We start from the raw sequence: 15,841 nt of genomic DNA, 5'->3' as shown, positions 1-15,841 counted from the left end.
TCCACAAAAACAGCAACCGCATTCAACGGCTGCTGTTTATAAATTCATTTTAGATGGAGCTCTTGTTACAGTTCCTTATCGAGGGTCTCAATTTTTTTTAAGATCATCTGCAATTCAGTCTTGATCTTCTCCACCTTCTGGTTCATGTCATCCACCAGATGATTGCCTTTCTTGGAGGAAACGGAGAGGAAACCGATGTTATTCTCGTAGGTTTGCAGTTCATTTTTCATCCGGTCATACTGACGCATCAACTTTTCACGCTCACGCAGCAGCTGGCTTTGGGCATTTCCCGAACGACTCATGTCAGCAATATTGGATTTGAAGCTCTCCAACTTGCGTTCCTCTTTGTCGATGTTAAGTCGGTCAAACTGAGCTTCAGTAGCATCGTAGAACTCCCTGTAGACACGATCTTTCATCTTGTAGGGCACATGTCCGATGGCGTACCATTCGTCCATCAGATTATGCAGCAACGACAATGCATCCTCGGCAGAAAGCGAAGGATCGAGCTGGTTGATCTTCTCCACGATTTTTTTCTTGGCATCCAGATTCTTCGATTCTTCTTCGTTCTGTGAAGAGGTATGTATTTTTTTCTGTTCGAAGAAATAGTCACAGGCAGCGATAAATCGTTTCCAAACTGAATCCACATATTTATGCGGCACGATGCCAATATTCTTCCACTCTTTCTGAATCTCAATAAAATCCTGGGTGGTTTTCCTCCAATCCTGGCTCTCTTTCATCGCCTCCGCACGCTCACAAAGTTCCATTTTCTTCCGGAGGTTCTCCTCCATCTCGTTCCGCAGCGTTTTATAATATTCATTCTTCGAACGGAAAAAGAAATCACAGGCGGCACGGTAACGTTTGTATATCTTGGTGTTCCATTTGCGTGGTACATATCCAATCTGGCGCCACTGCGTCTGAATCTCCAGTACCTCCTTCACCTTGCTGTTCCAGTCTCTGATTGTTTTAATCTGGCTGTAGTCTATTGCCTCCAGCTTTTCACAGAGCGATGTCTTCAGTTCCAGGTTCTCATCTTCCTTGCCCCTGAGTGCCTCAAAATGTGCCTGGTATTTCTTGTTGATACTGGTTGAGGCCTCTTTGAATCGATTCCATATCTCTTCCCTCTCCTTCCTGGATACCGGTCCAATCTCACGCCACTCCTGGTGAAGATTCTGCAACTGATGGAAGGCAGAAACCACATCAGACTCCTCATCAAGTCTCTCGGCGGCTTCACACAGCTCGGTTTTCGATTCAAGATTCTTCTTGAAATCATATTCCCTGAACTCGTTGTTGATCCGAACCAGATCATAAAAAATCTCCACGTAATGCTGATAAGATTTCCAAAGCTCGTTCACCCTGGCCTGGGGGATCATCTTGATCTCGTTCCATTCCTGCTGCAGTGATTTGAACTCCTGGTAAACCTTGTTGAAATCCTCCTGACCCTGGTTCTGTGTCAACTGTTTTACCTGTTCAATGATGGCCAGTTTCCTGGCTACATTCTTCTCTTTCTCGGCCTCTTCCATGGCCGTAATGGCTGATCGCTTCTCTCTGATCTTCTGCAACAACTCTTTCCCTTCAACGAAAAGGGCAGGCTCGTTGGCTACAAAATCGATCTCTTCACCTCCGGCAGAGAGAAATGCTTGTTTTTGACCCTCAATTTCATTGCGCAGCGTGCGATAGAATTGATTTTTGTACTCATCGATATCTTTTCTCTGAGGACGTTCTTCATCCAGCAATCCCCGAAGCTTCAGTACAATTTCATCAACGGTTAACAGGGTACCGGTTTGATCGTCTGATTCAGAATCATCATCCGATTCTTCTTCCTCACTACCGGTCTCATCCGACTCACTTGTATCACCATCTTCCAAATGGTAATCAATTTTCTCCTGTTCTTTTTCCTGCTGTTCATCAGTCTCTTCCGAGACAGATGCTGCAACATCAGGCAGAACTTCGGAAACAGTAGAGTCGACAGTTTCCCCGACCAATTTCTGGTCAGAGTCTTCATTAACTTCCTGCCTTTCCGGGAGAGTATCTGCATCGGTTTCTGCGGTTTGATCCGCTTCCTGAACCTCTTCAGCTTGAGGGGTATCTACCTTAGACTCCTGGACCGGCACATCAGGCTCCGGATGCATCTCTTTGTTTTCAGTTTCGATGGTTAAATTTTTCTCATCAAGATTGTTGTTCGTATTCATCAGTAGTCCCTTCGTTATACCCCAACCATCCGATTGGGATGTTGCTGTTCATTTTTTAGTTTTTTATAACACGATAGTAGTTTTTTACCAACCACTTTTTTTTTCAATAACTGCAAATTAACGCATTATTTTTGGGAAAACATCTGTTTTTTTGATTTATTTTTGCAGATAGAACCATGCAACTGTTTAGTTAACGTTCTGTAAACCGGATATGGGGTAGTGCTGAAGGGTTGATTTGTGAAGACAAAAAAAAACCCGCCAGTGGTTAACCGGCGGGTATGCTTGTACAACAGCTCATTTTTCTCTGAAAAAGATGTTGATGGGTGTACCTGAGAAGTCCCATATCTCACGCATGCGATTCTCGATGAACCGCTTATAGGGCTCTTTGATCCATTGTGGCAAATTGCAGAAAAAGACAAAGGAAGGTACTTGTGTTTTGGGCAGTTGGGTGATGTATTTCACCTTGATATATTTCCCTTTGATGGCTGGAGGAGGAGTACGCTCAATGATGGGTAACAGCTTTTCATTAAGCTTGCTGGTAGCCACTTTTCTTTTTTTATTCAGATAAACCTCCTTGGCAAGGTCCATCACTTTCAAGATTCGCTGTTTTGTAAGTGCCGAACCAAAGATGATGGGGAAGTCGGTAAATGGTGCCAGTCGCTGGCGGATGGCATTCTCAAAAGTCTTGATCACCATGTTATCTTTGCCTTCCACCAGGTCCCACTTGTTGACAAAGACCACCAGCCCCTTGCGGTTCTTTTGAATCAGTGAAAAGATATTGAGGTCCTGGCTCTCGATGCCGCGGGTTGCATCCAGCATCAGGATACAAACATCCGCATTCTCAATTACACGAATGGAGCGAATAACCGAGAAGTATTCCAGATCTTCGTTCACCTTTCCCCGCTTACGGATACCGGCAGTATCGACGAGATAAAAATCCATGCCGAACTTATTGTAGCGCATGTAAATGGAGTCGCGTGTGGTGCCGGCAATGTCAGTTACAATGCTCCGTTCCTCACCTATCAATGCATTGATGATGGAAGATTTTCCGGCATTGGGACGTCCCACCACTGCAAACCGGGGGACATCATCCAGCACCTCCTCCTCGCCGCTACTGGTGAAAAGTGTGAGAATATGATCGAGCAGATCACCGGTGCCGGATCCGTTGATGGCAGAGACACTGAATGGATCACCCAGACCCAGTGTATAAAATTCGGCTGCCTGGTGTCCAAGATCGAAGTTGTCTGATTTGTTGGAGACCACCACTACCGGTTTGCCGGATCGACGTAGCATATGTGCCACACTGGTGTCAAGATCGGTCAACCCATTCATCACATCCACTACGAAGAGAATCACATCTGCCTCGTCCATCGCAATGCGCACCTGTTTGTTGATCTCATCCTCCATCACATCATCGGAGTCGACCACCCATCCACCAGTATCGACCAGTGAAAACTCCTTCCCGTTCCAGTTGACTTTGCCGTACTGACGGTCGCGGGTGGTGCCGGCAGTCTCCGTCACAATAGCCTCACGGCTTTGTGTCAATCGGTTGAAAAGGGTGGATTTTCCCACGTTGGGACGTCCCACAATCGCTACTAAGTTTTGCATAATGTTGTTGATTCGCTGATGAGTTGATTTGAGAATTTGAGGATTTGCTTATTGCTAATCATCTTCAGTCCAGTTTGTATCCGAAGGTTTTTAACAGGTTATCCCGGTTGCGCCAGTCCTTCTCTACCTTTACATAGAGCTGGAGGTAAATCTTCTTCTCGAAGAAACGTTCTATATCTTTGCGGGCCATCGTTCCCAGTTTTTTGAGCGATTCACCCTTGTGACCGATCACAATCCCCTTCTGGGTATCGCGCTCCACCAGGATGATCGCCCTGATCCGGATGATATCCTTCTCTTCCAGAAACTCCTCCACAATGGCCTCAATGGCATAGGGAACCTCTTTCTGGTAAAGCAAAAGCGCCTTCTCCCGGATGATCTCTGCCACGAAGAAACGGGCCGGCTTGTCGGTCAGCGCATCCTTCTCGAAATAGGGAGGTGACTCAGGCAATAGTTCCAGGACTCTTTTCTGAACAAGGTCCACACTGAAGTTGTTCAACGCCGAGATGGGATAGATCTCCGCTTTGGGCAACAGGGTTTGCCATTGCATTACCAATTGCTCCAGCGCCTCCTGCGTGGTCTGGTCAATTTTATTGATCAACAGCAGCAGCGGCAGATCCAACTGCTGTACTTTCGCGAGGAACACATCATTCTTGTCAACCTTCTCCACCACGTCGGTCACGTAGAGCAGTACATCAGCATCCTGCAGGGCCGAAAGCGAGAATGTCAGCATCTGCTCCTGCAGCTTGTAGTTGGGACGCAACACGCCGGGTGTATCGGAATAGACCACCTGGTACCCCGGTTTGTTCACGATGCCGATGATCCGGTGGCGCGTTGTTTGTGCCTTGGCGGTGATAATCGAGATCTTCTCCCCCACCAGTCGGTTCATCAGGGTCGATTTACCCACGTTGGGATTTCCAACGATGTTGACAAAGCCGGAACGATGCTTCCTCTGTTCCATTGTTACTTTTTATCTGTTTCCTTGTTTCCGTCGTAACCCCATTTCAAGTAGACACTCCCCCAGGAAAAACCGGCGCCAAAGGCGGTGAGGATGATGTTGTCTCCTTTTCGGAGTTTTGATTCCCACTCCCACAGGCAGACCGGTATCGTACCTGCGCTGGTGTTGCCATAGCGTTCGATGTTCACCATCACCTTGTCAGTCGACAAACCGGTACGCTCCACGGTGGCATCTATGATCCGCAGGTTGGCCTGGTGTGGCACCAGCCAATCTACATCATCGGCTGTCAGGTTGTTTCGCTTCATGATGCTTTCCGAAACCTCAGCCATTCGTGACACGGCGTACTTAAAAACCACCTTGCCATCCTGGTAGACCGTATGTTCATTCTTGTCGACCGTCTCATGGCTGGCAGGGTACTTGCTTCCGCCCGCCTTCATGTGCAAAGGTTTGTATCCCACTCCGTCAGAATGCAACTCTGCATCGATGATTCCAAGCTCTTCATCTGTCGGTTCAATCAGCACAGCCGCGGCGGCATCTCCGAAAAGCGGACAGGTAGTACGATCGTTGTAGTTGGTAATGGCCGACATCTTGTCGCCTGCCAACAGGATAATCTTCTTGTACTTCCCCGTTTTGATCAGTCCGTTGCAGATCTCCAGTCCATACACAAAGCCGGAGCAGGCAACCTCCATATCAAAACAAAAGGCATTTTTAATGTGATTGTTCTCTGCAACGATTGATGCGGCAGACGGGAAGAAGTGATCGGGAGTGGAGGTGGCAAAGATCACCGCATCCACCTCCTGGGGCGCGGTACCTGTTTTGGCAAGCAGATCTGCCACAGCTTTTGTGCCAAGCACCGAGATACCCATCTCTTCACCTTTGAGGATACGCCTCTCCTTGATTCCCACACGCGTCATGATCCACTCATCGGTGGTGTCGACCATGGTTGAAAGTTCCTCGTTGGTGAGTATATAGTCCGGCAGACTGGCCGCGATACCGGTGATTACTGCATTTTGTTGTCTCATCATCGTTCAAATAAGAGTTGAATGAATAAAAAACCCTGAAAACGATCAGATTGTTTCAGGGTTTTTTCATGTATCGCCAAGAGTACCTTATGCTGTCACCTCTTTTTCAATTGCCAGCTTACCCCTGTAGTAGCCACATTCACCACATACGGTGTGGTAGATGTGCCATGCACCGCAGTTGGGGCATATAGCCATGGTAGGCATTTTCGCATGATCGTGTGCCCTTCTTTTACCTTGTCTTGCAGAAGACTGTCTTCTTTTAGGATGTGCCATTTTATTATTTACTTTTTACTGTTTATATCAATCATTGTCTTCAAAACTGAGCCCTTTCAAGGCATCCCATCGCGGATCGCCTGTTTGTGAATCCTCTTCACTTGCAAGTTCATCGTCATCGGCGATCTCATCATCGGCGTCCTCCTCATCGGTGCTGACAGCCCTGTGCTTGCGCAGTTTTGATGAAACGGCGCGATTGCATTCACCCGCGGGATGAACATGCTTGATGGGGATGCACAGCGCAACAAACTCGTAGAGAAACCATGCGATGTTTATTTCTCCCTCCTCTTCGGGGATGATCACAATCTCATCGCTCTCTTCTGAATACTCCTTACCGAACTTCACAATCAGACGGTTTGTTGTATCCACCTCCTGGTTCATGTCGTCGAGGCAACGTGTGCAGGGCACCTGCACCACTCCTTTCAGTTCAAAATCAAACTCAAAGGTTGATGAGGTTCGCTTCACGGTCACCATCACCTTCACATTTCCTTTCCTTACTTCGTCACCATCAATGGCTTCGAAAAATTTTCGGTCCAGATCATACGCGTAGGTATGGGTTCCGAAGGAAAGGTTTTTCAGGGAAATATTGTACAAACTAAACTTTGCCACGTTTTTTCCTCAAAATAAAGCGGTGCAAAGATAGTAAATATTTCTTTACACCGCTTGTTTTGTCATATTAATTTATCAACGGACAACAGCTTCCCGTACAATGCGCTGCATCTCATCATAGTGTTCTTCGAGGCTCTGCAACAGTTTGAACTGTGCTTTAGTGCGTACCAGATTGTGTTCCGGATAGGCAATCTTGTAATAGGTGTCACCATCCAGGTAGTCGGAGAAGAAGCGAACCGTCTGCATATAAGTGAGCAGCTTGGCTCCGTAGGCCAGATGTTCAATCTCCACCTCTGTCAGGAAGGAGGCTGCTTTCTGCAGGTAACCACGTGCATACCCTTCAAAAATGGGCAGGTTGAGCGACACGTTGTCCAGATCCTGGTCATCCTCCGCACCGTTGTTTGCACCGGTACGGATGAAATCACCAAAATCAGAAAGCACGTACCCCGGCATCACCGTGTCAAGGTCCACCACGCAGAGCACTTCGTCCTGCTGGTCGAAGAGGATGTTGTTTACCTTGGTATCACAATGGTTGGTTCTCTTGGGGAGGCTCCCTTCGCGATGCATCCTTTCTGCCTTACACATCTCTTCTGCCCTTTTCTCGATCTCTTCCACCAGATGAGACACCTCTTTGAGCCTTCCGGCCCTGTCAGCCTTTACAGACTCACGAAAGGTCTGCAGACGTGATTCCATGTTGTGGAAATTGGGGATGGTCTCGAAGAGAGGCTCTCCCGGCAGGTCGGCCAGCATCTGCTGGAACTCACCAAAGGCCTGTCCGGCGCAATAGGCCAGTTCCGGATTGATCTCATCATAACTTTTACTCTCTGCGATAAAGAGCATCATGCGCCAGTAGTCGCCGTTGCCATCACGGTGAAAGAGCGCTCCTTCCTGCGTGGGAACAAGCGTCAGCACCCTCCGATCCACATCAGTGAGGCCTTTCTCTTCCAGCTTTTTCCGAATGTGCCCGGTTACCCTGGAAATATTCTGTTGCAACTGCTCCACATTCCGGAAGATATGATGATTGATGCGTTGCAACACATACTCACTTTCACCTGCAACCACCTTGTAGGAATCATTGATATGGCCTTTTCCCAGGGGGGTGACCTCCGTCTTGTTTTTCTCTCCCAGGAATGGGATGACAATCTCGTTCAGTTTGTTTATCTCTTTCATTGTATCTGTTTTGGTAATTTTGATCAAGTGACTACTCCAGCTCCAGCGATCCGAAGAACTGTGGAGCATGAAAATCGGGTTTGGGCAGTTCAATAGGATTCCAGCTCTGGTAGTGCGGTTCTGCTGTTTCGTCACCACACTTGTAGAAGTTCGCCCGTATTATCTGACCGGAGAGTAACTCCTCCGATGCGAACCCCATGACTTCCTTCGGAATCTCCAGGTAGAGCTGCCAATCGGAGAGCTGCCGGTCACCCTCGTAGCAGTGTTGAATTGAACTGTACCGAAAAACCGTTTTAACCTCTTCGGTAAGCCGTTGAAACGACTCCCTCGACTCCCGGTGGGCAGCCAGCAACGCCCCCAGGGCATTGCACTCAAAGTTGCGGTAAGTATCTTCACCCTCACGCTGCATGAAAAATTCCACGCAACTATCCTGCCAAACAGGATCGAAATCACGGGTGTGCAGCACCCGCAGTTGTTCCCCCTCCACGCTGAAGCAGAGATAGAGCCTGGCGCCATCATGGGCAGCCGTCACGGTAGTAGGCAAAGATTTTGGATAGGCTTCCGGCCAGTTCAGCCGGTCAATCTGAGCCACAGCCCCAGAGCGAAGCAACTGGTCAATCCGGGATGTGACAGGTTCAACAGCGGAAAGTTCAATCAGGGGAACATGCAATTTTCTCATTTCCTAAAAAATTTTATCAAAGATATGGTTTTCGGGCCACTCCGACAAATAATATGGGATTCAACTGACGAAAGCAGGAATTCAATAGAAGAAATCACCTGAAAAACGACAGGGAGGCTTCTCCAATTCACAGATTTTTGGAGGGTCTTTGCAGGTTCTCGGTGCCTCTAACCCTAGAGACTGTCTCAACATGCAAATGAGATGGTTTTTTTCATCCCACCCACTAAGAATCACCTTAATTGGCTCTTTACAGCGTATCAATTCATTCGTAACTGACTCTAATCTGGTTCGAATCTATTAGAACCATATTAGAGCCATATTAGAACGAGATTAGAACGAGATTAGAACCTGTAACGAAGAAAATAGGCTGTCTCTTCATGAAATGGGGCTACTCAAACTGTAACATACAAACAAAAAAAATATAGGATGAGCTTCCCAAAAGCAGGCAAAAAAAAGAGGCTGTGCTTTTCAGCACAGCCTCGTCTTAAATTCAATCAGGATAAATTGCAGTTATGTTTCGCTCAATCTATACTGTTTGCTCTGTTGCATACAGGCTACTTTCAGAAATTACTGAGCAGCACTCTCATGGCTGAAATAGAAACTATTTGTAAGTTGGGGTTCTCCCTGGTATGAACCCTTCTTAGCAATAACCGTTAGTTTATCCCCAACTTCAACACCATGGATAGACAACATATTATCTCTATCGCTACCAGTTGCTCCAAAACCCGGAGAACAGCCATACATATAAATCTCACTGCCATTCTCTTTTAAATTAAGTCTACCATATACTGCATGGACAATCGAGGTAACCTCTCCTGATACCATAAAGTAGTCTGTGTTTGAATCGGGCTTGGTCAGCACCTCGGCGATGGTAGCAAGAGTTACCGGGATCACGCTTTCCAGCACGGCACCGGCGACCTGGGGAGTCCCTTTGTATTCGGCACGTTTACCAACAATGGTAATGATATCACCCACTTTACACTCTTTACCTTGCAAATCGAGACGATACGCATAAGTTTCGCCGGAGAAATCCCTTAGATATAAATTATTATTATATTTTTCATCAACTTTTGTAATTACGCCGGTCAAACGATATGGGATGTTGCCTACTTCAGCGGCTAGAAATTCGGCAATCGATACCTCAACGATCGCACCTTTCTGTGTCAGCGTTGTTTCGGTGCTGTAGTTCTTGCCTTCAAAGGTGGTGCGGAAGGTGAGGGTGGTTTCACGGTCGCCCCCTTCATTGGCAGCGGCATTGAATTTCACCACCGCGTTCGTACCGGCCGATTCGATGGATGAGATAGACAACCAGGACTTGGCATCTTCCGGAATCTCCACCGATACACCTTCACCCTTGCAGGTGAGGTAAGCGGTAAATTCGCCCCCTTCAACAGGCAGCTGTGCGTTTTCAACAGAATCAACCTTCACAAGCGATTTGTTGATGTTTAGTACCGTTACATCCACCATTTGGGGTGATCCGCTGTAAGTAGATTTTGGTCCTTGTATTGTCACCTCATCACCCACTTCAAGGCCAAGGCTCAGGAAGTTTTTCGTGGCACCTTTCGCATCAAGCGTACCATAGATATAGATTGTACCGGTTTCATCGGTCAAATCCCAGTTACCATACAAAGTATTGGATATGGCAGTAACCACACCTGACACCAGGAACGTTTTACCGTCGGGACCTGATCGTACTTCTGAAACCGAAGCCTCTGATATTACAGCCAGTCCTTGAATCACATTGATGCGTTGCGTTTTGTCACCACTTTTAAGCAGCACCTCTGCAGTGCGGCCATCAAGGGCAGATGGGGCTTCAAAGGTAATTTGAGACTCGCCGGCACTGCCTGAAGTGGCAGATATTGTGAGCCACTCGACCTTGTCCTTATCGGTGGTTACCTTCTCAATTGTCCAGCTATCCTGCGTGGTTACGGTAATGGTTGTAGCACCTCCCTCCACAGGAATAGAGACGTATGAGGAGGAGACCTGAATTTCATCCAGCAGGGTCATCGATGCTTCATCGTCGCAACTTGTCATCAGTGCAAGCATCGCGATGAAGAAAGGGAATAAATATTTTAATTTCATATCGACTTTACGTTTAATTAGTTGAAAATATACTTGACACCAATCGAAGCGTACCAGGTTTGACCCAGTGAGTAGCTTGGCGTGAATGTCTCGGTCTCACCATGGATGGAAGCGGGTGTAGAGAAGGTTGCAACACCTTCAGCATCCACTCCTTCATATTTGAGGATGCGGGCTTCCGAACCAATTTCCGGGTTCAGGTATTTGCCTACACCCCAGCTGGAGTTGAACAGGTTCATCACGTTCTTGATATCCAGGCTCAGCTGCAGTTTGTGTTCGTTGTTGCCTGCATTGAGCACGAAATCGTGCTTGTAGCTGAAGTCGATGCGATGTACCCAGGGAGAGTAAACGCTGTAGGGTTCTGCATACTTGCCTTGCTGGTTCTTCAAATAGCTGCTGCCATGCACGTAATCCATGAAACGGGCCTGGTCGTCGGGCGTAACAAAGCGGAACTGTCCGTTAGCTACCTCCTCGTCGGTTGGCACGTAGATGGCATCGTAGTTGTATTCATCCCCGTTGAGATGGTTCTCAGTCATGTAGGAGTATTTGGCTCCACCGCGCCAGCCTTCATAAATAAAGCTATAGTGATTGCCACTCTTGTCATGGGTAGTCAGTGCAGCCACAAGACGATCGGGTGTGGTGTACTGGGAGTTGTGCAGCTTGATGTGGTTGGGGCCTTCCACTGTGGGCACATAGGTAAATGCAGATTCCGCATTCGAGCCGGGCATACCGGTTACATCCTTGGCCACGGTGTGGGTGTAAGCAGCCATCAGGCTGATGAATTCTGTGGGTTGTGCATTGAGCGTGATGTTGCCTGACCAGCCATATCCGCGGCTGGTGTTTTCCAGCACAAACGCCTTCGTACCGGTACGATAACCGACGGGATAAATCGGCCTGTTGTCTGCACCGTTGAAGCGGGCAAAGCCGCCAACCGACGGAATGCTCCAGTCAGAAATGGATACACCGTTGATGGTTTTGTTGAAGATTCCTTCCACCGTTACCGAGGAGGGGAATGGTGTTGGAAAGGCATAGTCAACCGCCAGTGATGTTTTCCATACCTGGGGCATCTTGAAGTCCGGATCTACAGCCGCAATAGCAGAGGGCACCGTACCATCTTCGGGGGAGATGGTGGTTGGATATCCCAATCCGGCCAGCTTGTCGTACAGGGCTGAGATGTTTGCGTTTCCGTTGGCATCTGTTACCAGGCCGCCGGCAAACTCATCCATTGAAAAACCTCTCTTAGCAGCATTTGAAGCGTTGATTTGCGCCTGATATTGTACCATACCACCGTTGGTAGGCATGTTGGTGAAAAACACCAGCGGCAGGTTCCCGGAGAAGAGACCGGTACCTCCGCGTACCTTTAGGTTCCTGTCACCAAATGCATCCCATACAAAACCGACACGGGGAGAGAAGATCACACTTGCAGAAGGCCATTTGCCGGTATCGATATGACGACCGGAATAGTCAATTTCCTGGATCGCCTTGTTGGTCATCAGGTCATTGTTGTTGAAGAACAATCCGTCGATGCGAATACCATAGGAAAGTTTGAATTTTTCACTGAAACTCCAGTCATCCTGTGCATAAACGCCAAGCTTGTTGCTTCTCACGCGAGCGGCAGGATTTGCTTCACCATCGTAACCGTAAGTTAAGTTTACAACTTCAGGGGTTGCTCCGGTCAGGAAATCATCGAGACTGGAGTAACGATAGTAACCTGTACCATTACGCATATAGGCATTGTCTGCCATCTTGTATTCGTAGGCAATACCTCCCACAATCTTGTGATTGCCCATATAGTAGGTCAACTCATCTTTAATGTTCAGCACATTGTTGTGTACACCGTTGTTCCAGGTGAAAAGCTCATACCCCAGTGACATGTAGGCCTGTCCATCTTTCAGGATGTCGATAAAGGGGAATTCTGACGAACTCGATCCGCGGATATCATCGAGCTTTGAAAAGGTTGCCAGGAACTGGTTCGACAGGTTATTTGACAATCGGCTGTTCAAATCGAAAGAGAAGGAATGCACCAGGTTGTCTTGCGAATACATTGAGTTTGCAAAAGACATGGAGGCCTGTGACATTCTGGCTTCAGACATACGAGTACCCCCATCCATAGATGAAGCATTAGGAGAACTCCACCGTAGGTTCTTTGTATAATTGTAACGCAACGCCAGACGATGCTTGTTGGTGATGTTCCAGTCCAAACGGGCAAGCAGTTTGTCATTGCTTTCATCTGCCGGGAAGTTGGTGTAGGATCCGGTTTCGTAGCCATACTCACTCCGCACGAAATCAGAAACCCGCTTCAGGTCGCTTTCAGTGGTGCGGGAGATATAGCTTTCCGGAACAGCCACACCATTGGTCGAAGCTCTCCAACGATTGACAATGGTAGGCGTTTTCGCCATTTCGGCATTCACAAAGAAGAACAATTTATTCTTGATAATGGGACCACCTAAAGTAAAACCGTAGGTAGTGTTGCGGTCTTTCTCTCGTGCTCCTTCGATTTGTTTGTTTCTAACAGCATCACCTCTGAGGTTCTCATTTCTGTGATACACGTACGCGCTGGCCTTGAAGGTATTGGTACCCGATTTGGTAATCGCGTTTACCCCTCCCCCAATGAAGTTGGTTTGACGCACATCGTAAGGGGCAATCACCACTTGCATCTCTTCGATTGCTTCAATAGAGATCGGGTTTCCTCCGCCGGGAAGAGCATCGCTCAAACCGAAGTTATTATTAAAATTGGCGCCATCTACTGTAAAGTTGGCTGTACGGCCATCGGTACCGGCAAAGCTCATACCATCACCACCATAAGGCGAGAGGCGGGTCACATCCATGATGCTGCGACTAACTGTTGGCAGATTGGCGATCTGATCGTTGGTGATGTTGGTCACAGCACCTGTTTTCTCTGTGGAGAACTTGGTGCGCAGTGCCGTCACCACAATCTCGTCCAATGAGGTGGTTTCTTCTGAAAGCACCGCATTCAATACATAGTTTTCACCCAGGCTCAACGTGATGTTGCTGGTAGTGCTCGTACCATATCCTATGTATGAAATTTCTACGGTATAGGGTCCGCCTACACGCATACCGTTCAGGTTGAAGCGACCCTCCATATTGGTTACCGTACCATAAGTTGTTCCTGAAGGTTGGTGTGTGGCAATCACCGTTGCACCAATCACGGTCCCCTCAGCATCGGTAACCCGTCCACTCATACTGGAGGTGGTTACCTGCGCACTCAATACTGTAGACAGCAGCAATGAAAGAATTACTGCCATAGACCTCAGTTTTTTCACCATAAATTCAAATTTTTAGTTATAAGTTGTGAATGTCTGAAACGAATTTCTGCACAAAAGTAGTACATTTTTTTTTAAATCGTGTTACATTAATGTTACGATTTTCTTTTGGGCCCCAATATCGAGAGAACTGATTTTCATGTACTTAAAATAATCAAAATAACAGAGAGCGGCACAAAAATAAAACAAATTGTAACCAAAGAGAGGTATTAACCAATTTTTCAATAAAAAAAGCGTATAACTTACTCATTTTCATTTTCAGTTATACGCTCAACTTTTAAAGAGTGTAATTGTCTATGTTATCGGGCCAATTACATCATGCCGCCCATACCGCCGCCCATAGGCATCTGCGGTGCTACAGGGTTCTCCTCTTTCTTGTCGGTAATCACACACTCGGTGGTGAGGAACATACCGGCAATGGAGGCTGCATTTTCCAGTGCCACGCGGGTCACCTTGGCAGGATCGATCACCCCTGTTTCATAGAGGTTTTCATATTGGTCGTAACGCGCATTGTAACCATAGTCAGCTTTTCCTTCGCGTACTTTCTGTACCACAACGGCGCCTTCTTTTCCGGCGTTGGCAACGATCTGACGCAACGGCTCCTCAATGGCACGCTTCACGATTTCGATACCGGTGGTCTCGTCTTCGTTCTCACCCTTCATGCCGTCGATGGCATCAATGGCACGAATGTAAGCCACACCTCCGCCGGGAACAGTACCTTCCTCAACCGCAGCACGGGTTGCTGAAAGTGCATCCTGCACGCGGTCTTTCTTTTCTTTCATCTCTACTTCTGAGGCGGCTCCCACGTAAAGCACTGCTACCCCGCCGGCCAGCTTGGCAAGACGCTCCTGCAGTTTTTCGCGGTCGTAGTCGGAAGTGGTTTTTTCAATCTGGGCACGAATCTGTCCGATGCGGCTCTCAATTGCCTCTTTTTCACCCACACCGTTCACAATGGTGGTGGTATCCTTGTCGATGGTCACCTTTTCTGCGCTACCAAGCATATCCAGGGTGGCATTCTCAAGGGTGAGTCCCTTCTCTTCTGAAACCACAACACCTCCTGTAAGGATGGCGATGTCTTCAAGCATCTCTTTTCTGCGGTCACCAAAGCCGGGTGCTTTCACGGCAGCGATCTTGAGAGATCCGCGCAGACGGTTCACCACCAGGGTGGTGAGTGCTTCCGAGTCGATATCTTCGGCGATGATCAACAGCGGTTTGCCGGTTTGTACCCCTTTTTCGAGGATGGGCAGCAGATCCTTGATGGCCGAGATCTTCTTGTCGTGGATCAGGATGAGCGGATTTTCAAAGTCCACCTCCATCGCTTCCGTATCGGTCACGAAGTAGGGAGAGATGTAGCCGCGGTCGAACTGCATACCTTCCACCACATCCACATAGGTATCGGTACCTTTCGATTCCTCCACGGTAATCACACCTTCCTTGCTCACCTTCTGCATCGCCTCGGCGATCAGCTTGCCGATGGTCTCGTCACCGTTGGCGGAGATCTTGGCTACGTTTTCGATCTTCTTCAGGTCATCACCCACTTCAACGGCTTGTTCCCGGAGGTTCTCTACCACCTTGGCCACCGCCTTGTCAATACCACGCTTCAGATCCATGGGATTGGCGCCGGCAGTCACATTCTTCAGACCCACACCAATGATTGACTGAGCCAACACCGTAGCGGTTGTGGTACCGTCACCGGCATCGTCGTTGGTCTTGGAGGCCACCTCTTTCACCAGCTGAGCTCCCATGTTCTGGAAAGCATCTTCGAGTTCCACCTCTTTGGCAACCGTCACACCATCCTTGGTGATCTGGGGTGCACCATATTTCTTGTCAATGATCACGTTGCGACCTTTGGGTCCCAATGTCACCTTCACAGCATCTGCCAGTTCGTCCACACCCTTTTTGAGCAGGTCACGGGCATCCATATTAAATTTAATCTCTTTTGCCATATTGTCTAATTGTTTTGTTGTTTGATT

General features: G+C 48.0%; 11 protein-coding genes. All 11 read right to left on the bottom strand.

Going from position 1 to position 15,841, the window contains the following annotated elements; all coding sequences use genetic code 11:
• Positions 1-65: 65 nt before the first annotated feature.
• Entirely contained in the window at positions 66-2,189 is a 2,124-nt protein-coding gene (locus JS578_11280) for a DUF349 domain-containing protein (GenBank protein QRX63432.1), read from the bottom strand.
• 294 nt (positions 2,190-2,483) lie between these two features.
• A complete protein-coding gene (gene der, locus JS578_11275) occupies positions 2,484-3,797 on the bottom strand; it encodes a ribosome biogenesis GTPase Der (protein QRX63431.1) in 1,314 nt (437 codons plus the stop codon).
• 64 nt (positions 3,798-3,861) lie between these two features.
• Positions 3,862-4,755 carry a GTPase Era gene (gene era, locus JS578_11270; protein ID QRX63430.1) on the bottom strand — a complete coding sequence of 298 codons (894 nt, stop codon included), beginning with the start codon at positions 4,753-4,755 and terminating at the stop codon, positions 3,862-3,864.
• 2 nt (positions 4,756-4,757) lie between these two features.
• Positions 4,758-5,774, bottom strand: a complete 1,017-nt coding sequence (locus JS578_11265) for a ketoacyl-ACP synthase III (protein ID QRX65002.1) — start codon at positions 5,772-5,774, stop codon at positions 4,758-4,760.
• 87 nt (positions 5,775-5,861) lie between these two features.
• Positions 5,862-6,047, bottom strand: a complete 186-nt coding sequence (gene rpmF / locus JS578_11260; protein ID QRX63429.1) for a 50S ribosomal protein L32 — start codon at positions 6,045-6,047, stop codon at positions 5,862-5,864.
• Positions 6,048-6,074: 27 nt separating this feature from the next.
• Complete coding sequence (locus tag JS578_11255; protein QRX63428.1) at positions 6,075-6,656, bottom strand: DUF177 domain-containing protein; 582 nt, start codon at positions 6,654-6,656, stop codon at positions 6,075-6,077.
• A 75-nt stretch (positions 6,657-6,731) separates the two neighbouring features.
• Positions 6,732-7,826, bottom strand: a complete 1,095-nt coding sequence (locus JS578_11250; GenBank protein QRX63427.1) for an aminoglycoside phosphotransferase family protein — start codon at positions 7,824-7,826, stop codon at positions 6,732-6,734.
• Between the two features lie 31 nt (positions 7,827-7,857).
• Positions 7,858-8,505, bottom strand: coding sequence for a hypothetical protein (locus JS578_11245; protein QRX63426.1), 648 nt, complete (start codon positions 8,503-8,505; stop codon positions 7,858-7,860).
• A gap of 567 nt (positions 8,506-9,072) precedes the next feature.
• Positions 9,073-10,587: a DNA-binding protein gene (locus JS578_11240; GenBank protein ID QRX63425.1), complete on the bottom strand. Its 1,515-nt coding sequence runs from the start codon at positions 10,585-10,587 to the stop codon at positions 9,073-9,075.
• 17 nt (positions 10,588-10,604) lie between these two features.
• On the bottom strand, positions 10,605-13,871 hold the full coding sequence (locus JS578_11235; GenBank protein QRX63424.1) for a TonB-dependent receptor: 3,267 nt from the start codon (positions 13,869-13,871) through the stop codon (positions 10,605-10,607).
• A 308-nt stretch (positions 13,872-14,179) separates the two neighbouring features.
• On the bottom strand, positions 14,180-15,814 hold the full coding sequence (gene groL, locus JS578_11230) for a chaperonin GroEL (protein QRX63423.1): 1,635 nt from the start codon (positions 15,812-15,814) through the stop codon (positions 14,180-14,182).
• Positions 15,815-15,841 lie beyond the last annotated feature (27 nt).

The organism is Dysgonomonadaceae bacterium zrk40 (assembly GCA_016916535.1).
Lineage (GTDB): Bacteria > Bacteroidota > Bacteroidia > Bacteroidales > Dysgonomonadaceae > Proteiniphilum.
Note: the sequence above shows the minus strand (reverse complement) of the source record. Positions and strands in the feature narration are given on the sequence as shown.